Consider the following 20305-nt stretch of genomic DNA (forward strand, 5'->3'; position numbering starts at 1 on the left):
GGTCGCATTCCGCCGTTCGAATTCATGGAGAAGACCGATGCACACCCAATCCCCCGTTTCAGACCTTTCATCCCAGCCCTACCCGACGTTGCCGCAAATCCGTGCCTGCGCCGATCGCCTGGGCGGCCGTATCCTGCACACGCCCGTGTGGCGCTGGCAGACCGGCGTTATCGACGACTACGTTGCCGGGCAGGGTGAAGTCTGGCTGAAGCTGGAACTGTTCCAGAAGACCGGCACGTTCAAGCTGCGCGGCGCGCTGAACTGTATCGACGCGCTGGACGAGGCCGGGCGCGCGCGGGGCGTGGTCGCCGTCAGTGCCGGCAACCACGCCGTCGCCGTGGCCTATACGGCGCGGCTCGCCGGCTGCAGCGCCACCGTGGTGATGCCGCGCCATGCCAGCGGCGCGCGCATCGCCGCCTGCCGCGACCTGGGGGCCGAGGTGATCCTGATGCCGGATGTTCACCAGGCGTTCGAGCGTGGCAGCGACATCGCGCGCGAGGAAGGGCGCAGCATGCTGCATCCCTACGAGGGGCCGCTGACGGCGCTGGGCACGGCGACGGTCGGCCTCGAGCTGATGGCCCAGGTACCGGACCTGGACGCGGTGGTGGTGCCGATCGGCGGCGGCGGCCTGTGTGCCGGCATCGCGGCCGCCGTGAAGCAGGTCAATCCTGGCTGCGCGGTGTACGGCGTGGAACCCTACGGTGCCGACGCGATGTTCCGCAGCTTCCGGTCGGGGCGCACCGAGTGCCTGGAGCGTGTCGACACCGTGGCGGACAGCCTTGGCGCGCCGCGTACGCTGCCCTACAGCATGGCGGTGTGCCAGCGTTTCGTGGACGAGGTGGTGCGCGTGACGGACGATGAGATCTGCCGTGCCATGCTCGACCTGTTCCGCGATGCCAAGCTGGTGGCCGAACCGGCGGCGGCGGTGGCGACGGCGGCGTTGTTCGGCCCGCTGCGGGCCCGGCTGGCGGACAAGAAAGTCGCGTTGGTGGTGTGCGGGTCGAATATCGACGCGGCGGGATTTGCCGGGTTGCTCGCGCGTGGCGCGCATGTGCGTGACAGTGCCTCGGGGCCGGGTTTTCCGACGCTGCCAGTACCGGCCGCGCAATGAAAAAAAAGCGCTCCACGGAGCGCTTTTTCTGGGGAACAGCAGGCTTACTGGATCTTGGCCTTCTTGACCAGTTCGTCGCGGTAGGTCGCGATCTTGCGCTGGGTGAGGCCCTGCTCGATCTGGCCTTTGACTTCTTCCAGCGGCGGGAACTTGGCGGCGCGCGAACCTTCCAGCTTGATCACGTGGTAGCCGTATTGCGACTGCACGGGCTTCTCGGTGATCTGGCCATCCTTCAGGGCGACCATCGCGTCGGAGAACGGCTTGACGAAGTTGGCCGGGCTTGCCCAGTCCAGGTCGCCGCCGTTGGCTGCCGAGCCGGTGTCTTTCGACTGCTTGGCCAGCTCTTCGAACTTGGCGCCGCCCTTCAGCTTGGCGATGATGTCGGTGGCTTCCTTCTCGGTCGCGACCAGGATGTGGCGGGCGTGATATTCCTTGTCGCCGTTGGCGGCCTTGGCCTTGTCGTACTCGGCCTTGACTTCGGCATCCTTGACCGGATTCTTCTTCACGTAGTCGGCCAGCATGGCATTGATGACGATGCTCTGGCGGGTATTTTCCAGGGCCTGCTTGACGTCAGGCTTGTTGCTGTAGCCTTGCTTGTCCGCTTCCTGCACCATCACTTCGCGGGCGATCAGGTCCTTCTTGATCGCGTCGCGCAGCTGCGGGCTGTCCGGCTGCTTGCTCTGCGCGGTGACCTGCTTGACCACGGCGTCCAGGCGGGAGGCCGGGATCGCCTTGCCGTTCACGGTGGCCACGTTCTGGGCGAACGCGGGTACGGCGGCGATGGCGATCAGTGCTGTCAACAGGCGGGCTGGCTTCAAAATCATGTCACGTCCTATAAAAAAACTGGAGTCTGCCCCCGCGCTCGGGGGCCAATTCAAACTCAAACGGGTGCAGGCGCCGCCAACGGGCGCCGGAGCAATTTACTGGATCTTGGCCTTCTTGACCAGCTCTTCCTGGTAAGCCTGCAGCTTGCGCTGGGTGAGCGCTTCCTCGATCTGCGGCTTGACTTCGTCGAGCGTCGGCAGCTTGGCCTGGCGGACATCGTCGACCTTGATCACGTGGAAACCGTTCGGCGTCTGGACCGGCTTTTCCGTCACCTGGCCTTTTTGCAGGCCGACGAATGCCTTCGAGAACACTTCCGGGAACGCGGACGGCGTTGCCCAGTCCAAGTCGCCGCCGTTATTGGCGCTGCCGGTATCCTTCGACTGCTTGGCCAGGTCCTCGAACTTGGCGCCGCCCTTCAGCTTGGCGATGATGTCGTTGGCGGCTGCTTCGGTGTCGACCAGGATGTGGCGCACGTGGTATTCCTTGTCGCCCGTTTCCTTGACGAAGCGGTCGTACTCGGCCTTCACATCGGTATCCTTGACCGGGTTTTTCTTGACGTAGTCGGCCACCATCGCCTGGACGACGAGGGCCTGGCGCGCATTTTCCATCTGCTGTTTCACGTCGGCGCTCTTCGCGTAACCCTGCTTTTCAGCTTCCTGCATCAGTACTTCGCGGCTGATCAGGTCTTTCTTGACCATGTCGCGCAGCTGGGGCGAATCCTGCTGCTGGCCCTGGGCCACTACCTGCTTGACGATCGCATCGGCGCGCGCGGTGGGGATACCCTTGCCGTTGACCACGGCGATGTTCTGTGCAATAGCGGGAGCCGAAGCAACGGCGATCGATGCAACCAGAATACGGAATGCTGGCTTGAAAGTCATTATTATTTCCTACGGGGAAAAGTTCTTGTCAATCGCGGGAGGAGAAGGGACTTAACGCAAAGAGCAATTCATTCCTACCAAACCGCACATTCAAATTTCCGACGGTGCCACTGCAGTAATGGCCAATGCATGAATCTCTTTATGCATCATATCGTGCACGGCATCATACACCAGTCGATGACGCGTGACGAGGTTCAGGCCAGCGAATTTCGCTGACGTTATCCTTAAGCGGTAATGACCGCCGCCGGACGCCGCGCCGGCATGGCCGGCATGCAGCGCGGATTCATCTTCGAGCGCGATTTCAGCAGGGCCGAGATTGGCCAGCAGGCGGTCGCGGATCTTTTCGAGGCGTGGATCGTTCATGCTTCATCCTTGATGTGCTTGGACAGGTAAAAGCCTTGCGCCACGAAGAACGCCAGCATCAGGCCGGTAACGCCGAATGCCTTGAAGCTCACCCAGGCACCGGTATCGGATTTGAACAGCACGAAGGCGACGAACAGGTTCAGGAAGCCCAGCACGATCCAGAACGCGATCCAGGCCATATTCAGGCGCTGCCACACTTCCTCTGGCAGGGCGATCTGCTTTTCCATTGCCATGCGGATCAGGTTCTTGGCGAAGAAACGGGAGGCAACCACCATGGCGATCGCAAAGCTCCAGTAAATAATGGTGGGCTTCCACTTGATGAAATTATCATCGTGGAAATAGATCGTCAGGCCGCCGAAGAATACGAACACGACCATCGATACCCACAGCGCGCCATCCACCTTGCGGCCGCGCAGCAGCAAATAAGCGATCTGCAATGCGGTGGCGACGATACCGGTGATGGTGGCCAGGATGATCGGCGCCTGGCTGGCCGTGATCGCACCGCCGGAGATAATGCCCGACAGGTTGCCATTGATCAGGCTTTGCGCTGCCTCCTCGTTGCTGCCGGCCCATTTATAACTGCCGAAGAAAACCAGCAAGGGGAAGATATCAAACAGGAATTTCATCATGGTGATTAAGCGTCCGGAGTAAAACGGAGCGCCGCGGAATTGATGCAGTAACGCAGGCCGGTGGGCGGCGGACCGTCCGGGAATACATGGCCCAGGTGCGCATCGCAGACGGCGCAAATGATTTCGGTGCGCAGCATACCATGGGAACGGTCGACTTTCTCGATCACATTTTCAGGATCGATGGCTTCGAAATAACTGGGCCAGCCGCAGCCGGATTCGAATTTCGCATCCGAGCGGAACAGCGGCGTATTGCAGCAGACGCAGGTATATATGCCCGGCTCGTGGTGATCCCAGTATTTGCCGGTAAAAGCCCGTTCGGTGGCGGCGTGGCGGGTCACCTGGTATTGCATCGGATCCAGTTCGGCGCGCCATTCGGCGTCCGATTTCACCACTTTCTTTGTTTGATCGCTCATGATTTCCAGTATGTCGATAATTTGGTGTGTACAGCGTCGGTGTGTACAGTGTCGCGGTGTACAGCTTGGGAATGAACAGGGTCAGGATGAACAGCTGACTTCCAGGCCGGCGGCCCAGTCCGGTGGCAGGGCCGCATAGCTTTCGTGCTCCGGCTGTTCGTCGAACGGGCGCTCCAGCACGGCGAGCAGGCGCTGCACTTCGGAGAAATCCTTGTGCTGCGCCTTGTCGATCGCCACCTGGGCCAGGTAATTGCGCAGCACGTATTTGGGATTGACGGCATTCATGGCCGCCTGGCGCGCGGCGTCGACGCTGTTCTCGGCACGCAGCCGCTCGCGGTACTTGACGGCCCACGCATCGAATGCCGGGCGATCGATGAACAGGTCCCGCAGCGGTTCGTCGCCCTCGGCCGAGCCGGCGCGCAGGCTGCCCAGCCGGCGGAAGAACAGCGTGAAGTCGGCGTGGTTCGCCTGCAGCAGGCCGAACATCTCGTCCAGCAGCGCGCGGTCGGCCTCGCGGCTTTCCTTGAGGCCCAGCTTGGCATGCAGCAGGTCGTCGACCGTGGCGCCGAACACGCCCTGGTAGACGTCCAGCGCTTCCTGGGTCTGTTCGACCGAACCGATCAGCGGAACCAGTGCCTGCGCCAGCGCATAGCAGTTCCAGTGGCCGATCTGCGGCTGCATCGCATACGAGTAGCGGCCGCCCTGGTCGGTATGGTTGCAGATGTGCTGTGCGTTGAACGCTTCCATGAAGCCGAACGGGCCGTAGTCCAGCGTCTGGCCGAGGATCGACATATTGTCGGTGTTCATCACGCCGTGCATGAAGCCGACCGATTGCCACTGCGCGATCAGGCGCGCGGTGCGGCGCGTGACTTCCTCGAGCAGGGCCGCATAGGGATTTTCCTCGTCGCGCAAGGCGGGATAGAAACGGTCGATCACGTAGTCCGCCAGGATGCGCAGCCGGGCTTCGTCATTGCGGTAGAACCAGTGTTCGAACGAACCGAAACGCACGAAGGTGGGCGCCATGCGCACCACCACGGCGGCCGTTTCGATCGTCTCGCGGACGATGCCCTGGTCCGAGCCGATCACGGACAAGGCGCGCGTGGTGGGGATGCCCAGCGCATGCATCGCCTCGGAACACAGGAATTCGCGGATCGACGAGCGCAGCACGGCGCGGCCGTCGCCCATCCGCGAATACGGTGTCAGGCCGGCGCCCTTCAGCTGCAGCTCGACCGGGCCGGTATCGGTGGACACGTCGCCGAGCAGGATCGCACGGCCGTCGCCGAGCTGGCCCGCCCAGACGCCGAACTGGTGGCCGGAATACACGGCCGACAGGGGTTCGGCGCGGTCGGGCACGCGGTTGCCGACAAGGACGTCGATCGCATCGGCATCGAGCGCGGCGGGATCGAGGCCGATCAGTCGCGCGGCGCTGCCGCTGATGGCGACCGGGTAGGGGGCCGGGAGCGGCGTCGGCATGAGCCGCGTATAAAACTCGGGCGGAAGCGACGCAAACGAGTTTTCCAGGGGGAGGGTAAAGGCAGCGATGGCGGTTCCTGACTGGCAAAGTGGGTTCTGGTGGGTCACTTGAGCGGATTTTACCCCAGCCCGTAAAAAGGGGCGGACGCGGCACCGGCAAATAGCACGGTCGGACGTTTGCGGGTATAGTTCGCGGACCCATCCACAGAAGAGGACCCGAGACATGAGTGCGGATTACGCCCTGCACGGCACCGTGGCCGTCATCACGTTGAACAACCCGCCCGTGAACGGGCTTGGCCTGGTGACGCGCACCGCCGCCGTCGACGGTATCCGCCGCGCCCAGGACGACCCGGCCGTGACGGCCATCGTCATTACCGGCGCCGGCAAGGCGTTTTCCGGCGGCGCCGATATCCGCGAGTTCAATTCCCCGAAGGCCCTGACGGAACCGACGCTGCACACGCTGATCCGTACCGCCGAGGAATCGGCGAAGCCGGTGGTGGCGGCGATCCACAGCGTGTGCATGGGCGGCGGCCTGGAGCTGTCGCTGGGCTGCCACTACCGCGTGGCGCTGCCGGGCGCGCAGGTGGCCCTGCCGGAAGTGAAGCTGGGCCTGCTGCCGGGAGCGGGCGGCACCCAGCGCCTGCCGCGCGCGATCGGGCTCGAGCCGGCGCTGGAGATGATCGTGTCGGGCAATCCGGTGCTGTCCGAAAGGCTGCCCGCGCTGTTCGACGAAGTGTTCGCGCCCGGTACGGACCTGGTGGCGGCGGCAGTGGCGTTCGCGGAGAAAATCGCGCCGGTGCGGCCGCTGCCGAAGGTGCGCGACCGGCAGGCGGCGCATGCCGATGCTGCGGCGTTCCTGCAGGCCGCGCGCGCGCGCGTTGCGGCGGCGGCCGGACCGTTCCCGGCGCCGCTCGAATGTGTCGAGACCATCGCGGCGGCGGTCTCGATGCCGTTCGAACAAGGCCTGGCATTCGAGCGCGAACGCTTCATGCACCTGATCGGCACGCCCGAATCGCGCGCATTGCGCCATGCGTTCTTCGCGGAGCGCGAGGCGGCGAAAGTGCCGGGCGTGCCGGCCGATACGCCGCGGCGGCCCGTCGAGCAGGCGGCCGTGATCGGCGCCGGCACGATGGGCAGCGGCATCGCCATGGCCTTTGCCAACGCCGGCATTCCCGTCATGCTGCTCGAGTCGTCGCCCGAGGCACTGGACAAGGGATTGACGGCGATCCGCGCTCACTACGACGGTGCGGTCGGCAAGGGCAAGCTCACGCCGGAACAGCTGGCGCGGCGCATGGCCCTGATCACCGGTACGGTGCAAAGCGCGGAGATTGCGGGAGCGGACATCGTCATCGAAGCGGTGTTCGAAGACATGGCCGTCAAGGAAGCGGTGTTCCGGCAACTGGACGATGTGATGAAGCCGGGGGCGATCCTGGCCACCAATACGTCGACGCTGGACGTGGACCGGATCGCCGCCGTCACGCGGCGGCCGCAGGATGTGATCGGGACTCACTTCTTCAGCCCCGCGCACGTAATGAAGCTGCTGGAGATCGTGCGTGGCCGCGCGACCGGCAACGACGTGCTTGCGACGGTGCTGGCGCTGGCGAAGCGGCTGAAGAAGACGGGCGTGGTGTCGGGCGTGTGCGATGGCTTCATCGGCAACCGGATGATCGAGCAATACATCCGGCAGGCCGGCTTCCTGCTGGAGGAAGGCTGCACGCCCGCCCAGGTGGACGGCGCGCTGGAGCGGTTCGGCTTGGCGATGGGGCCGTTCCGGATGAGTGACCTGGCGGGCAACGATATCGGCTGGGCGATCCGCAAGCGGCGCGCCGCCGAGCGGCCCGGCATGACGTATTCGAAGGTGGCCGACCTGCTGTGCGAACTGGGACGGTTCGGCCAGAAGACCGGCGCCGGCTGGTATGACTACCGCCCCGGCGACCGGACGCCGCACCCGAGCGCGCAGGTCGACGCGCTGATCGTCGATCATGCCCGGCAAGCCGGTATCGCACCGCGCCGTATCGGCGACGAGGAAATCGTCGAGCGGCTGGTGTACGCGCTGGTTAACGAAGGGGCGCTGATACTGGAAGAAGGGATCGCCCTGCGCGCATCGGACATCGACATGGTCTATCTGACGGGTTACGGTTTCCCGCTGTACCGAGGCGGCCCGATGTTCCATGCCGATACGGTGGGCTTGCCGAACGTGCTGGCGGCGATCGAGCGCTTTGCCGCGGGCGCCCATGGCGAAGCGTGGCGGCCGGCGCCGCTGCTGGTGCGGCTGGCGGCCGAGGGCAGGGGGTTCAACGACCGCTGACGCGGTTCTTTCAGCCGATCTGCTTGCGCATCCGCGCCAGCGGTACCATGACGCCGCCGGGCAGGTCGAGCTCGAATTCTTCCACTGCCTGGTAGCCAGCGGAACGGTACAGCGGCACGCCAGGCAGGGTGGCCGCCATCTCCAGCGCCGTGAACCCGGCGCGGGCCGCTTCGGCTTCGCAGTGGCGTATCAGCAGGGTGCCCAGACCCTGGCGGGCCGCGGCGGGGTCGACGAAGAACGCGCGGATGCGGCCGGGCTGCGTGGCCGGATCGAGCAGCGGATCGACGCCGGATTTCATCCGGTCGGCACCGAACAGGGTGGCACGCTTGCTCCAGCCGCCGCAGGCCAGCGGCACGCCATCACGCTCGATGACGAAATACGTGCCGTCCCGTATCAGCTGGGTGTCGACGCCGAACACGTGGCGTGTCACGGCCTGCGCCTGGGCATCCGTGTAGAACCCCTTGCTGAGCCCGATACCCGACCGGGCGATCAGCGATTCCAGCGCGGGGATGTCCTCCGGTGTTGCGATGCGCAGCGTGGCAGTCATCGGCTTTCCGTCAGCGGCGGTTGGGCGTCAGGATGGTCGGCAGGGCCTTCGGCAGCGTTTCCGGATAGTCGCGCGAGAAGTGCAGGCCACGGCTCTCGCGGCGCTGCAGCGCGCTGTTGACGATCAGCGCGGCCACGTCGACCAGGTTGCGCAACTCCAGCAAGTCGGCCGTGATGCGGAAGTTGCGGTAGTACTCGTCGATCTCTTCCTTCAGCAGGGAAATGCGGTGCTGCGCGCGTTCCAGGCGCTTGGTGGTGCGGACGATGCCCACGTAGTTCCACATCGAGCGGCGCAGTTCATCCCAGTTGTGGGCGATGACGACTTCCTCGTCCGCATCGGTGACGCGGCTTTCATCCCAATCCGGCAGGTAGGGCGTGCCATTCTTTTCCTTCGACAGGATGTCCTGCGCGCAGGCACGGCCGATGACGACGCATTCGAGCAGCGAATTGCTGGCCAGGCGGTTGGCGCCGTGCAGGCCGGTGCAGGCGGTCTCGCCGACGGCGTACAGGCCGGGGAGGTCGGTGCGGCCCAGCATGTCGGTGACCACGCCGCCGCAGGTGTAGTGGGCTGCCGGCACCACCGGGATCGGCTCCTTCGTGATGTCGATGCCCAGTTCCAGGCAGCGCGCGTAAATGGTGGGGAAGTGCTCGATCAGGAAGTCGGCCGGCTTGTGGCTGATGTCCAGGTGCACGTAGTCCAGGCCGCGCTTCTTGATCTCGAAGTCGATGGCGCGCGCCACCACGTCGCGCGGCGCCAGTTCGGCACGCGGATCGTGGGCCAGCATGAAGCGCTGGCCGGCGGCCGCTCCCGCTTCGGGCGGCAGCTTCAGCAGGCCGCCTTCGCCGCGCATGGCTTCCGTGATCAGGAACGATTTCGCATACGGGTGGTACAGGCAGGTGGGGTGGAACTGGATGAACTCCATGTTGGCGACGCGGCAGCCGGCGCGCCAGGCCATCGCGATGCCGTCGCCGCTCGCCGTGTCGGGATTGGTCGTGTAGAGATAGACCTTGCCGGCACCGCCCGTGCACATCACCGTGTGTTCGGCGGCCACCGTGTGGACTTCGCCGTTGCGGACATCCTGCACGTACAGGCCGTGGCACTTCGGCTGCGCATTGCGGTTGGCCGGACGGGGACCCAGCTTGTCGGAGGTGATCAGGTCGATCGCGCAATGGTGCTCGAACAGGATGATGTTCGGATGGGCGCGAACCTTCTCTTCCAGCGTGACCTGCACTGCGTGGCCGGTGGCGTCGGCCGCGTGAATGATGCGGCGCTGGCTGTGGCCACCCTCGCGCGTCAGGTGGAAGCCCAGTTCCGCCGTGGTGTCGCGGGTGAACGGCACGCCCTGCGCGATCAGCCATTCGATCGCTTCGCGGCCATGTTCGACGATGTACCGGGTGGCGCCTTCGTCGCACAGGCCGGCGCCGGCGACCAGGGTGTCTTCGATATGTTCGGCATGGCTGTCGCCCGAATCGAGGACGGCGGCGATGCCGCCCTGGGCCCAGTTGCTGGCCCCATCCAGCAGCTCGCGCTTGGAAATGATGGCAACCCGGCGCGTTTCGGCCAGGTGCAGGGCAACCGACAGGCCGGCCAGCCCGCTGCCGACGATGGCTACGTCAAATTTCATGGTGAGGAAGGTATTTTTCGCGAAAAAGAACATGACTATAGACCATTTGCAAACACGCGTCATGCCCGGGCTTGTTTTGCGCGGTCTCAACGCCCGTCCAGCAAGGGTCCGGCATCATGGCTGAGCCATCCGCAGCGTGATGGCGGTTGCGCCCACCGGACGGGCGAGGGAGCTTCCTACCGTGATCCGGATCTTCAATCATTATGTCTCGCGCACCGGTTTCATCCTGCTGCTGTTTGAAATGTTCATCCTGCACGCAGCCGCCAGTGCGACCGCGCTGCTGTGGAGCGGCTCGCCGCGCGGCACCGCCGACGCCTCCATGACCGGCATGCTGTTCGCGCTCGTGAACGTGTTCGCCATGAGCGCGCTGGGACTCTACCAGCAGCAGTTGCGCGAGGATTTGCGCGGCGCGATGGCGCGCATTCCACCGGCCTTCCTGGTCGGCTTCGTGCTGATGTCCGCTTTGATGGAGGTCATGCCCGCCGTGGACCTGGGCCACGCGGCGAGCCTGGCCTTCGTGCTGGGCGGCGCTTGCGTGCTGATGACGAGGTTGCTGCTGTTCACCTCGGCGCAGTCCGATATCCTGGTGGAGCGCCTGATCCTGATCGGTGCCGGCGCGCTCGCCCGCGAGTGCCTCGAGCTGGCGGCCATGCGCGACGGGCCGCGGCGCTTCGAAGTCGTCGGCTGCGTGCCGATGCCGGACGAAGAGCGCTGCGTGCCGGTCGCCAAGGTGTTGAAGCCGGGTGAATCGTTGCTGACGCTGGCGCGGCGGCACGGCGCGAACGAGCTGGTGATCTCCGTCGGCGATCGCCGCAACGGTGCCTATCCGGTACGCGAGCTGCTCGATTGCGCGCTGGGCGGCGTGCGGGTGACCGATGCGGCCGCGTTCTTCGAGCGCGAAGCCAGCCAGATCCGCGTCGATTCGCTGCAGCCCAGCTACCTGATTCATGGCGGCGGTTTCGACCAGAGTTTCATGCGCGCGTTGGTCAAGCGCTCGTTCGACCTGGTGGCCAGTGCCGCGATCTGCGTCGCGGCATTGCCGGTGATGCTGGCGGCGGCCCTGTGCATCGTGGTCGAGGATGGCGGCCCCGTGATCTTTCGGCAGGACAGGGTGGGCAAGAATGGCCGCGTGTTCCAGGTACTCAAGTTTCGCAGCATGGGCACGGATGCGGAACACGACGGCAAGCCCCGCTGGGCCAGCGCCGGCGATCCGCGCGTGACCCGCGTCGGCCACTGGCTGCGCAAGCTGCGCATCGACGAACTGCCGCAGATGTTCAACGTGTTCCGCGGCGAGATGAGTTTCGTGGGCCCGCGCCCGGAGCGCGCCTTCTTCGTCGAGCAACTGGGGCGCGAGATCGCCTATTACGATGTACGCCACAGTATCAAGCCGGGCATCACGGGGCTGGCGCAGGTCCGCTACCAGTACGGCGCGTCCGTCGAGGATGCCGTTCGCAAGCTGCAGTACGACCTGTACTACGTCAAGAACAACAGCCTGTTTCTCGATCTGCTGATCCTGATCGATACGGTGCAGGTCGTGCTGACGGGTAAAGGCGCGCGGTGATGGAGGGGGCGCAGCTGGTTGCTTCGGCCAGCCATGGCGTTGGCGCCGCGGCGTTCGCGGTGTTTTCCTTGCTGCTGCTAGGCCGACGGGTAGCGGGTCAGCATCGGCTGCTGCTTGCCGCGTGTGCGTCGACCGCGGCGTGGTCGGCGGCAACCGCGCTGCACGGATACATGGTGCTGGGGTTCGATGTCGCGCAGGCGGCACGCGTGCTTGAAACGCTGCGGACAGCGGCGTGGCTGGTCTTTCTCCTGTTGTTGCTGGCCCCTTCGGGCTTGCCGGCCAAGCGCCTGCTGGCGGTAGTGCTGCTGTTGTGCATGGCGCAGCTGGCGACGGGCGAGCTGGCGCCGGTGGCGAGCGTGCTGGCCGACGAGGCGCCGCGTCAGCCGGCCGCTCCCGCGCTCATCGCGACGATCGCCGCCAGCCTGCTGCTGGCCGTCGTTGGCATCCTGCTCGTCGAACAGCTGTATCGCAGCACGCCCGCGCGCGAACGGTGGGGTATCAAGTTCGCCTGCCTGGGACTGGGAACGCTGTTCGTGTACGACTTCTACCTGTACAGCGATGCACTGCTGTTCCGCCGCGTCGAGCCCCATATCTGGGCGGCGCGTGGCCTGGTGGACGCATTGTGCGTGCCGCTGCTGGCGATCACCGCCGCGCGCAATCCGGGCTGGAAGCTGGGATTGGCCCTGTCCCGCAAGTTCATGTTGCGTTCGGCGGCGCTGGTCGGTTGCGCCGTCTATCTGCTGGCGATGGCCGCTGGCGGCTGGTACCTGCGCAGCGTTGGCGGCGCATGGGGGCCGGTCATGCAGCTGATCTGCCTGTGCGGCGCCGGCCTGCTGCTGGCGGGGGTGCTGTTCTCCGGCGCGGCGCGGGCGCGCTTGCGCGTCTTCATCAGCAAGCATTTTTACCAGGCCCATTTCGATTACCGCGATGAGTGGCGCAGGTTTACGCAGGCATTGTCGGAAGGCGGTCCAGTCCCCGGGGAAGGGGCAATCCAGGCTGTCGCTGCGCTCGTGGAGAGTTCCGCCGGCGCTCTATGGATCCGTCGCGACAGTGCCTTCGAACCTGCCGCGAGCTGGAACCTGGCGCCCCAGCATGCGACGGAGCCAGCCGGCAGCGCGTTCTGCCGGCTGCTGGAAGAACGCCAGTGGATCGTTGCGACCGGTCATCCACCGCGAGACGCCGAAGCGTCTTATCCGGCCTGGCTGCAAGGCATTCCCGGCCTTTGGCTGCTGGTGCCGCTGCTGCTGCACGGCCAGCTGTTCGGCTTCATCGCATTGGCCGGCCCGCGCACCCCCGTCGCGCTGAACTGGGAAGTGTTCGATCTGCTGCGGCTGGCGGGCAGCCAGGCTGCGAGCTGCCTGGCGCACGCCGAGGTGGCCGACCGCTTGTCCGTGGCGCGGCAATTCGAGTCGTTCAACCGGATGACCACATTCGTTGTCCATGACCTGAAGAACCTGCTGTCCCAGCATTCGCTACTGCTGGCGAATGCGCAGCGCCACAAGGCCAATCCGGCCTTCCAGGAGGACATGCTGGCAACGCTGGCCCACTCGGTGCAGAAAATGACGGCGATGCTGCAACGGCTGTCGCGCGGCGACCATGCCGCCGAACGCGCGCCGCACGCCCTGGCCGATGTGCTGCGGCGTGCCGTCGCCGGCTATGCGAGCGCGCAGCCATGCCCCGTGCTCGACATCGCCGACGCCACGCTGCTTGCCCTGGTGGACGGCCAGCGGCTGGAACGCACCGTTGCGCACCTGCTGCAGAACGCGGTCGAAGCCACTCCCCCGGATGGCCGTGTTTCGGTGAGCTTGCGGCGCGAGGGCGCGTGCGCCGTCATCGACGTGAGCGACACCGGAAGCGGCATGAGCGAAGCGTTCCTGCGTGAACGGCTGTTCCGGCCCTTCGAGACGACCAAGCCCGCCGGCATGGGGATCGGCGTGTACGAGAGCCGCGAGTATGTCCGCGAACTGGGCGGGCGGCTCGACGTGCACAGCCGCCCCGGGAGTGGCAGCACGTTCCGGATCGTGCTGCCGCTGCAACCCGCGCGGCAAGCTTTGCCGGCAATGGCCTGACGTGGCCCAATGTACTGGATGGGAGAGGGAAATGCCAAAGCGCAAGCTGCTGGTGGTGGAAGACGATGCGGGGCTGCAAAGGCAACTGCGCTGGAGCCTCGACGAATATGATGTCGTCGCTGCAGGAGACCGGGAATCGGCGCTGGCGCTGCTGCGCCGCCACCAGCCGCCAGTGGTGACAATGGACCTGGGCTTGCCGCCGGACGCGGATGGTGCCACCGAAGGGCTGGCCTTGCTGCAGCAAATCATCGCGAGCGCGCCCGACACGAAGGTCGTCGTATTGTCGGGCAACCGGGATCGCACGAATGTGCTGAAGGCGATCTCGATGGGTGCGTATGACTTTCACCAGAAACCGCTCGATGCCGATCTGCTTCGCCTGGTGATCGAGCGCGCGTTCTTTCTTCACGCGGTGCAGCAGGACCATCGCCGCATGCTGCAGATCGAGAGCGATTCGCCGCTGGCCGGCATCATCAGCCGCGATCCGGGAATGCTGAAAGTTTGCCGCAGCGTGGAGAAGGTGGCGCCGTCCTCCGCGACAGTCTTGCTGTTGGGAGCGTCCGGCAGCGGCAAGGAGTTGATCGCGCGGGGCTTGCACCGTACGTCGGGACGCAACGACAAACGCTTCGTGGCGATCAACTGCGCCGCCATTCCCGAACACCTGCTGGAAAGTGAACTGTTCGGGTATGAGAAGGGCGCGTTCACGGGCGCTGTCCGGCAGACGCCAGGCAAGATCGAGCTGGCGCAGGGCGGAACCTTCTTCCTCGACGAGATCGGCGACATGGCGATGGCACTGCAGGCCAAGCTGTTGCGCTTCCTGCAGGAGCGCGTGATCGAGCGAGTCGGTGGCCGGAACGAGATTCCCGTCGATGTGCGCATCGTGTGCGCGACCCATCGCAACCTGAAGGCACTCGTGAACGAGGGCAGCTTTCGCGAAGACCTGTTCTATCGCCTGAGTGAGATCGTGCTCGTCATTCCTTCGCTGCGCGATCGGGTGGGCGATACCGTGCTGCTGGCCCAGCACTTCAAGAACCGGTTCTGTGCCACCGAAGGCCGTGCCACGATGCACTTCAGCCCGGACGCGCTCATCGCCATCGAAGCGTACAGCTGGCCGGGCAACGTGCGTGAAATGGAAAACTGCATCCGGCGCGCCGTGATCATGGCCGAGGGATCCCAGCTTACAACGGCCGACCTGGGCTTGCCGGAAGCTCCGATCACCGACGAAAACATCGACCTGCGCACGGCGCGCGACGCCGCCGAATACAGGGTGATGGTGAAGGCGCTCGCACGCTCGGGTGGAAACATCGCCAAGGCGGCGGAAATGCTCGGCATCAGCCGTCCGACACTGTATGACCTGCTGGCTCACCACGGGATCAAGTAGGCGCCGAAGAGACGATTGAGGTTGCCGGGCGCGTGCATCCGGCGCCCGGGCCTCTGGCGGCCGTCGAGTCATACGAGGGCTACTGGCGTTCTTCTATGAGAAGCCAGGGCGAACAGCGGGTAGGCCCGCACAAGATCGTCCGCGAACCATCGGTGCACAGTGTGGCGCGCGCGGATGCCGGCCAGCAGCCCTTTGCCGGCGGTTGCCGAAGCAGTGCATCCACCGCGCGTTCGTTGACGGAATACGCGCACCAGCGAACCGCCCACGGCTGCACAGTGGGGGCCACGGTCAATCTTTCCACTGGCCGGCGGCCACCAGCTTGTTCTTCAGGCCCGGCAGCGGCATGCCCAGCGCATACGCCTGTTTCGCCGCTTCGCGTGCCTTGTCGAAGTTCTTCCGGCGCACATGCAGAAGCCCGAGGTTGTACTGGTTCGTGGCATTGCCGGGTTCCAGCCTGGCCGCTTCTTCGAGCTGAACCAACGCTGCCTCTTCCTGGCCAAGTACCAGCAGGTAGCCGCCGAAGATTGCACGAACGCGCGAATCGCTGGGCCGATACCGGATCGCGCGGTCGAAGTAGCAATCGACGGTGTATTTCATGCCCTTTGGGCGTGGCGACTTTTCACGCAGCGCCAGGCGGGCCAGCGACGTCAGCGCCCGATGATGGTTGGCGAAGTGATCGAGCGTATAGGCGATATCATCGGCCAGATAGCCGGACTGGCCACGTTCCAGGCGCTCGACCTGTGGCGTAAAGTGAAACTGCTCGACGACGTTGAGCTTTGGGCGGTCTTCGGAGCTGGTGTAGTCGCCGCCACTGACGGAGTTGTTGAACGCGGGGCAATCGGTGGCGGCTTGCGCGACGCCGCTCAACAGCACGAGCGAAACGATCAGGGTTGGCCGGGATGGCATAGGGACTCTCTCCTGGGCGCGTGTTCCAGCGCATCGGTGTTGAACCGCAACTGCGGAATGGATGCGGCATTGAACGAGAAGTGGATGTATGGCGCCTGGGTGGCAAGCATGCACTGCCAGCGGCCGATCGCCAGGAAGGTCGCACTGCCGAGACGCACCGTTCCCAGGCGTGCGTGCGAACGGAGCGAATCCGGGTTGAAGGCTGAGATCCTGCTGCAAGTCCAGCGTACACCGCGGGCATGCAAGCGCAAGTGGGCTTCCTCCCACAGCTTGGAGAAGGTCGGGCCGAGCCGCAGGTGCGGTTGCACGAATACGTCATAGTCCCAGGCGGAGTGGGGCGAAGCGAGACAGTAGCGGACGCGCACTTCATCCTCCCGGTACGCGCCGAACTGGTACCACAGGAAGCCTGCCAGTTCGTCGCCGCGCCACGCTGCCAGGCTGTGACCGCCCTGGCGGAAACGCTCGGCGACGACATCGAGCGGGCGCGGATAGCCCCATGGGACATCGCCCAGCACCGACAGTGGACGGACCTGGATCGCCCGTCCCCAGCCGCCGCGGGCGGGATTGGTGGCCACGCGCTGTGCGACAAAGTAGTAGCGGTGGAGTCGGATGGGGGTCCGGCGCGACAGCCGCGCCACGCCATAGATCAGGGCGTTTAGCCAGCCCAGTTCGGCAACGGATTTAAGGAGGCGATTGTTCATCGCTTCATTTAACCTCCGGCCTGGCGCTCCTCCCTTGTGGCGACTCAACGGTAGAGCCGACTGGTGCGCCGCGGTGGCGAATCGGGGACACGGGCGCCGGCGACGCGGCCAGACGCTGCTGCACCAGCGTGCGGGTTGCCATGATCGCGACCATCATGTAGTACGGCACATCCCAATACAGCAAGCTGAGGAAGGCGCCACCGACGGCGAATCCGATCAGGCTTGCCTGCATCATCGCCGCCAGCGATGTGGCCCACTGCAGGTCCGCGTGGCCGCCGGCGTGCCGCACGATCCAGGCAGCGTAACGCCAGGTCATGATTCCCAGCATCAGGTACAAGGCAAGCCCGATGAATCCATGCTCGCCCAACACCTGGAAGTAGATGCTGTGCGCGGCGTGCACCCCGGACGGATCCGGTGCGTACATGGCGAACGTCACCGGTTCGTACATCGAGAAGCCGCCACCAAAGAAGCGGTCGCGGGCCAGATTGAATGCCATGTGCCACGCATTGATGCGGCCCATGGCGGAACCGTCGGATTGGTACTCGGCGATCGTGTCCATCCGCGCGCTCCACTGCTCGGGCATGAACAAAACCGCGAGCGGAGCAAGCAGTACCAGCAGGGCGGCGCCGACTACCTTGTGCCGGCTCTTCTTCCACATGAAGACCAGCATCGCCACGATGGCGAGCACGCCGCCGCGCGAGTAGCTGCCCAGTGCGGCCAGCGCGCACAAGCCCATCGAGATCAGCATCAGCTGGCGCATCCAGCGCTTCGGCAGTTCCTGCATCAGGTAATACATCAACGGGATCGTCATGATCAGTGACAGAGCCAGCGCGTTGTTGTCACCGATGAAGGTGCCCAGCGGACCCCAGACCCGCTGGTTGCCGCCGCTTCGCACCGTAAAGATCCCGCCCTTCACCCCGTAGTACCCCAGCGATATCACCAGTACCCAGACCAGGTGGCGGACATGTTCGCGCTTGCGGATGACCATCATCACGGCAAAGGTCATCAGCATGATCTTCATCACCTTGTTCCATTGTCCCCAGGCCGCATTGGGAATGATGGCAAACAGCGTCGTGATGTTCATCCAGATGACGAACGCGATCAACGTGACGGTAACCGGCGTCATCGGCAGCGTGTTTTTTTCGCGCGACTTGAGCAGGCTGAGGATGGTCACGCCGGCGATCAACTGCGCGAAGGGGAATGTGGTGGCGAAACCCCAACCCTGGGTGTGAGGATTCATGACGCTGATCCAGACCCACATCAGGCCGCCGATGACGGGGCGTTGCAAGGCGAAGGGCAGACCAGCGAGGACCAGCAAGGTAACGAAAATGTCGCGCATGGCTTCCTTCTTGACGGGGCTCAACGAAGTGATCAGGCCCGCCAGTACACTGGTCCAGCCCGGCAGTCCATCATATGTCGCAGGAGGAGCGCCCTTGTTGACCGTTCTCATGGCAACCTTCAACGGCGCCGCCACGCTGCCAAAGGTGCTCGACGCTTATTGCAGGCTGATCGTACCGCCCGGCGGGTGGCGCATCGTCATCGCGGACAATGGCAGTACCGATGGCACGCGCATGCTGATCGAGCACTATGCCGACCGGCTGCCCATCCACTATGTTTTCGAGCCACGGCGCGGCAAGAACGTCGCATTGAACGCGGCCATCGTGCTGGCACTGGAAGAGGCCGATAACGACGGCCTGTTCGTGTTTACCGACGACGACGCAACGCCCGCCGCGGACTGGCTTGTGCAGCTGGCAGCCGCCGCGTGCGCGCAACGCGCGTTCGATATTTTTGCGGGCGCCATTGCTGCCGACTGGGGCGAGGCCGCCCCGGCGTGGATCGAACGGCTGGTGCCGCTCGGCCTGACGTTCGGCATCACCCCCCCGGAAACGCCGGAGGGGCCGGTTTTCCCGGGTCTCGTCTGGGGCGCCAACATGGCGATCCGCCGGCATCTGTTCGATGGCGGCCTGCTGTTCGATGAATCGGTCGGGCCTGCCGCGGGCGCCTACGCGATGGGCAGCGAAACACAGCTGACACGCCGGCTCGGCGATGCTGGCCACCGCGCCTGGTTCTGCCGCGCAGCACGGGTGGCGCATTACATACGTCCTGACCAGATGACCCATGCGTGGGTGCTCGAGCGGGCCAGGCGCTTCGGCCGTGGCAAGTTTCGGCAGGAATGCCCGGGGCGCTTCCCGGAATGGTTGGGCGTTCCCCGCTGGATGTTCAGCCGGTATGTGGCTGAATTGCTCGGCCTCGCGACCGCGTGGATGCGGCGCGACGCCGACAGCGCATTCTTGCGCCGCTGGGAACTGGCTTACCTGCGGGGCTATGCCCACGAAGCGTGGCGCGGCAGCCCGCCGGCGAGCCGGGGCAGGGTCTTGATTACCAGTTATTCCGGCGAACTCGGTGGCATGGAGCTCCGCATGGCGCAGGAGGCGCAATTCCTGCGCGCCGCTGGATTCGAGGGCATGTTGGCCATCCGGCCGTTTCCCCGCAGCGGCAGCTGGGCTGCCGACTTGCGCGAGCGCCGGTTGCCGGTGATGCGCTTTGCACCGCCACCGGTGCTCGAACAATGGCGATGGCGACGCACCAACAAGTTCCGTGCGCTGTTCGGCAGCGTGCGAGCCATGCGCCGTTTTCGGGCGGACCTGGTACACGTGGCATTTTGCTGGAACACCTATGGCGCCACGGCGCTGTGGCTTGCCGGCCGCTGCGGCCTGCCGGCGGTGATCAGCGTGCACAATACGTTTCCCCACTGCGAATTCGGCCGCTGGCATCACCCCCTCCTGCGTGAAGCATTCGCGGCTGTGCGCGGCATCTATGGCGCCACTGAATCGGCCTTGCAGCATTTTCTTGCCCTGTACCGGCCATATCTGCGGAGCGACATCCGCCTTGCCGTGATCCCGAACTGCGTGGATACCGAGCGCTTTTGCCCATCGCCCGCGTTGCGCGCGGCTGCCCGGCAGCGCTGGGGTTTGCCCGCGGATGCCTTGGTAATGGGTTCCGTCGCACGTTTGTCGCCGCAAAAGCGTCCAGAGGCACTGGTGGCGCTGCTGCATGCCCTGCGCGGAGATTTCCCGGCACTGTATCTGGTGTTGGCGGGTACCGGTCCGCTGGAGGACGAAGTGCGCAAGGTGGCCAGCGCGCTCGGGGTGGAACGCTTCGTGATCTTCACCGGCTACCACGCCCGCATCGAGGAGATCATGCCGGCGCTGGATGTCCACCTGCTTCTCAGCCGGCGCGAGGGCTTCGGCATTGCGACCATCGAAGCGATGGCATGCGGTGTCCCGGCTGTTGCCAGCGCCGTTCCCGGCAATACCGATGTCCTTTCCGGCTGCGCCGGCGGCGTACTCGTGCCGCTCGAGGACAATCGCGTCGTGGAGCAGACAGTGGCCAGGCTGCTCGCCGATCCGGACCTGCGTGCACGCATGGGGGAACAGGGCAGGGCAGATGCGATTCGCCGTTTCAGCACGCCCCGGGTCCAGGCGCTGGTGCATCAGTTCTATGATGGGCTGCTGTAGC

At 65.1% G+C, this 20305-nt stretch carries 17 protein-coding genes; 6 read left to right on the top strand and 11 right to left on the bottom strand.

Annotated features, from left to right (window positions below; translation table 11 throughout):
• Window positions 1-37 precede the first annotated feature (37 nt).
• Complete coding sequence (locus EYF70_RS12705; RefSeq protein WP_131145730.1) at window positions 38-1111, top strand: threonine ammonia-lyase; 1074 nt, start codon at window positions 38-40, stop codon at window positions 1109-1111.
• Between the two features lie 44 nt (window positions 1112-1155).
• Here EYF70_RS12705 and EYF70_RS12710 read toward each other — a convergent pair whose 3' ends face one another.
• From EYF70_RS12710 to EYF70_RS12735, 6 genes are all read right to left on the bottom strand, one after another.
• Entirely contained in the window at window positions 1156-1935 is a 780-nt protein-coding gene (locus EYF70_RS12710; protein ID WP_131145731.1) for a peptidylprolyl isomerase, read from the bottom strand.
• A 96-nt stretch (window positions 1936-2031) separates the two neighbouring features.
• Window positions 2032-2814 (bottom strand): peptidylprolyl isomerase, encoded by a 783-nt coding sequence (locus EYF70_RS12715; protein ID WP_131145732.1) that lies wholly within the window; start codon window positions 2812-2814, stop codon window positions 2032-2034.
• A gap of 90 nt (window positions 2815-2904) precedes the next feature.
• Entirely contained in the window at window positions 2905-3177 is a 273-nt protein-coding gene (locus EYF70_RS12720) for a BolA family protein (protein ID WP_131145733.1), read from the bottom strand.
• Window positions 3174-3803 (bottom strand): septation protein A, encoded by a 630-nt coding sequence (locus EYF70_RS12725; protein WP_131149069.1) that lies wholly within the window; start codon window positions 3801-3803, stop codon window positions 3174-3176. The genes EYF70_RS12720 and EYF70_RS12725 overlap by 4 nt, the downstream gene beginning before the upstream one ends.
• 8 nt (window positions 3804-3811) lie before the next feature.
• Window positions 3812-4219 (bottom strand): peptide-methionine (R)-S-oxide reductase MsrB, encoded by a 408-nt coding sequence (gene msrB, locus EYF70_RS12730; protein ID WP_131145734.1) that lies wholly within the window; start codon window positions 4217-4219, stop codon window positions 3812-3814.
• A gap of 81 nt (window positions 4220-4300) precedes the next feature.
• The gene (locus EYF70_RS12735) at window positions 4301-5692 is read right to left on the bottom strand and encodes a protein adenylyltransferase SelO (RefSeq protein WP_229420839.1); all 1392 of its coding nucleotides are present in this window, start codon (window positions 5690-5692) and stop codon (window positions 4301-4303) included.
• Window positions 5693-5915: 223 nt separating this feature from the next.
• On the opposite strand from EYF70_RS12735, the gene EYF70_RS12740 reads away from it, so the two are divergent.
• The gene (locus EYF70_RS12740; RefSeq protein ID WP_131145736.1) at window positions 5916-8000 is read left to right on the top strand and encodes a 3-hydroxyacyl-CoA dehydrogenase NAD-binding domain-containing protein; all 2085 of its coding nucleotides are present in this window, start codon (window positions 5916-5918) and stop codon (window positions 7998-8000) included.
• A 10-nt stretch (window positions 8001-8010) separates the two neighbouring features.
• On the opposite strand, the gene EYF70_RS12745 is transcribed toward EYF70_RS12740, so the two are convergent.
• Complete coding sequence (locus EYF70_RS12745) at window positions 8011-8547, bottom strand: GNAT family N-acetyltransferase (RefSeq protein ID WP_131145737.1); 537 nt, start codon at window positions 8545-8547, stop codon at window positions 8011-8013.
• 10 nt (window positions 8548-8557) lie between these two features.
• Complete coding sequence (nadB, locus tag EYF70_RS12750; protein WP_131145738.1) at window positions 8558-10171, bottom strand: L-aspartate oxidase; 1614 nt, start codon at window positions 10169-10171, stop codon at window positions 8558-8560.
• A gap of 181 nt (window positions 10172-10352) precedes the next feature.
• Here nadB and EYF70_RS12755 point away from each other — a divergent pair, with 181 nt between their 5' ends.
• The 3 genes from EYF70_RS12755 to prsR are packed head-to-tail and all read left to right on the top strand — an operon-like array spanning window position 10353 to window position 15179.
• Window positions 10353-11732, top strand: coding sequence for a TIGR03013 family XrtA/PEP-CTERM system glycosyltransferase (locus EYF70_RS12755; protein ID WP_131145739.1), 1380 nt, complete (start codon window positions 10353-10355; stop codon window positions 11730-11732).
• Window positions 11732-13801 (top strand): XrtA/PEP-CTERM system histidine kinase PrsK, encoded by a 2070-nt coding sequence (prsK, locus tag EYF70_RS12760; protein WP_131145740.1) that lies wholly within the window; start codon window positions 11732-11734, stop codon window positions 13799-13801. The genes EYF70_RS12755 and prsK overlap by 1 nt, the downstream gene beginning before the upstream one ends.
• Before the next feature lie 31 nt (window positions 13802-13832).
• Window positions 13833-15179: a PEP-CTERM-box response regulator transcription factor gene (prsR, locus tag EYF70_RS12765; RefSeq protein WP_131149070.1), complete on the top strand. Its 1347-nt coding sequence runs from the start codon at window positions 13833-13835 to the stop codon at window positions 15177-15179.
• 288 nt (window positions 15180-15467) lie between these two features.
• Here the strand turns inward: prsR and EYF70_RS12770 are convergent, their stop codons facing one another.
• From EYF70_RS12770 to EYF70_RS12780, 3 genes are read right to left on the bottom strand one after another with little or no spacing between them, the layout of a single operon-like run.
• The gene (locus EYF70_RS12770; RefSeq protein ID WP_131145741.1) at window positions 15468-16085 is read right to left on the bottom strand and encodes an ABC transporter permease; all 618 of its coding nucleotides are present in this window, start codon (window positions 16083-16085) and stop codon (window positions 15468-15470) included.
• Window positions 16064-16786, bottom strand: coding sequence for a GNAT family N-acetyltransferase (locus tag EYF70_RS12775; RefSeq protein ID WP_131145742.1), 723 nt, complete (start codon window positions 16784-16786; stop codon window positions 16064-16066). The genes EYF70_RS12770 and EYF70_RS12775 overlap by 22 nt, the downstream gene beginning before the upstream one ends.
• A 4-nt stretch (window positions 16787-16790) precedes the next feature.
• On the bottom strand, window positions 16791-18236 hold the full coding sequence (locus EYF70_RS12780; protein WP_229420840.1) for a putative O-glycosylation ligase, exosortase A system-associated: 1446 nt from the start codon (window positions 18234-18236) through the stop codon (window positions 16791-16793).
• On the opposite strand from EYF70_RS12780, the gene EYF70_RS12785 reads away from it, so the two are divergent.
• The gene (locus EYF70_RS12785) at window positions 18220-20304 is read left to right on the top strand and encodes a glycosyltransferase (RefSeq protein ID WP_229420841.1); all 2085 of its coding nucleotides are present in this window, start codon (window positions 18220-18222) and stop codon (window positions 20302-20304) included. The genes EYF70_RS12780 and EYF70_RS12785 overlap by 17 nt on opposite strands.
• The last annotated feature ends 1 nt before the right edge of the window (window position 20305 follow it).

This window comes from Pseudoduganella albidiflava (assembly GCF_004322755.1).
GTDB classification, from domain to species: Bacteria; Pseudomonadota; Gammaproteobacteria; order Burkholderiales; family Burkholderiaceae_D; genus Rugamonas; species Rugamonas albidiflava.

Excerpts from the sequence above, each read along its gene's own strand:
- EYF70_RS12775 (WP_131145742.1), bottom strand. The coding sequence starts at position 16,786 with ATGAACAATCGCCTCCTTAAATCCGTTGCCGAACTGGGCTGGCTAAAC.
- EYF70_RS12705 (WP_131145730.1), top strand. The coding sequence starts at position 38 with ATGCACACCCAATCCCCCGTTTCAGACCTTTCATCCCAGCCCTACCCG.
- EYF70_RS12710 (WP_131145731.1), bottom strand. The coding sequence starts at position 1,935 with ATGATTTTGAAGCCAGCCCGCCTGTTGACAGCACTGATCGCCATCGCC.
- msrB (WP_131145734.1), bottom strand. The coding sequence starts at position 4,219 with ATGAGCGATCAAACAAAGAAAGTGGTGAAATCGGACGCCGAATGGCGC.
- nadB (WP_131145738.1), bottom strand. The coding sequence starts at position 10,171 with ATGAAATTTGACGTAGCCATCGTCGGCAGCGGGCTGGCCGGCCTGTCG.
- EYF70_RS12720 (WP_131145733.1), bottom strand. The coding sequence starts at position 3,177 with ATGAACGATCCACGCCTCGAAAAGATCCGCGACCGCCTGCTGGCCAAT.
- EYF70_RS12725 (WP_131149069.1), bottom strand. The coding sequence starts at position 3,803 with ATGAAATTCCTGTTTGATATCTTCCCCTTGCTGGTTTTCTTCGGCAGT.
- EYF70_RS12780 (WP_229420840.1), bottom strand. The coding sequence starts at position 18,236 with ATGAGAACGGTCAACAAGGGCGCTCCTCCTGCGACATATGATGGACTG.
- EYF70_RS12735 (WP_229420839.1), bottom strand. The coding sequence starts at position 5,692 with ATGCCGACGCCGCTCCCGGCCCCCTACCCGGTCGCCATCAGCGGCAGC.
- prsR (WP_131149070.1), top strand. The coding sequence starts at position 13,833 with ATGCCAAAGCGCAAGCTGCTGGTGGTGGAAGACGATGCGGGGCTGCAA.
- EYF70_RS12745 (WP_131145737.1), bottom strand. The coding sequence starts at position 8,547 with ATGACTGCCACGCTGCGCATCGCAACACCGGAGGACATCCCCGCGCTG.
- EYF70_RS12715 (WP_131145732.1), bottom strand. The coding sequence starts at position 2,814 with ATGACTTTCAAGCCAGCATTCCGTATTCTGGTTGCATCGATCGCCGTT.
- prsK (WP_131145740.1), top strand. The coding sequence starts at position 11,732 with ATGGAGGGGGCGCAGCTGGTTGCTTCGGCCAGCCATGGCGTTGGCGCC.
- EYF70_RS12740 (WP_131145736.1), top strand. The coding sequence starts at position 5,916 with ATGAGTGCGGATTACGCCCTGCACGGCACCGTGGCCGTCATCACGTTG.
- EYF70_RS12770 (WP_131145741.1), bottom strand. The coding sequence starts at position 16,085 with ATGCCATCCCGGCCAACCCTGATCGTTTCGCTCGTGCTGTTGAGCGGC.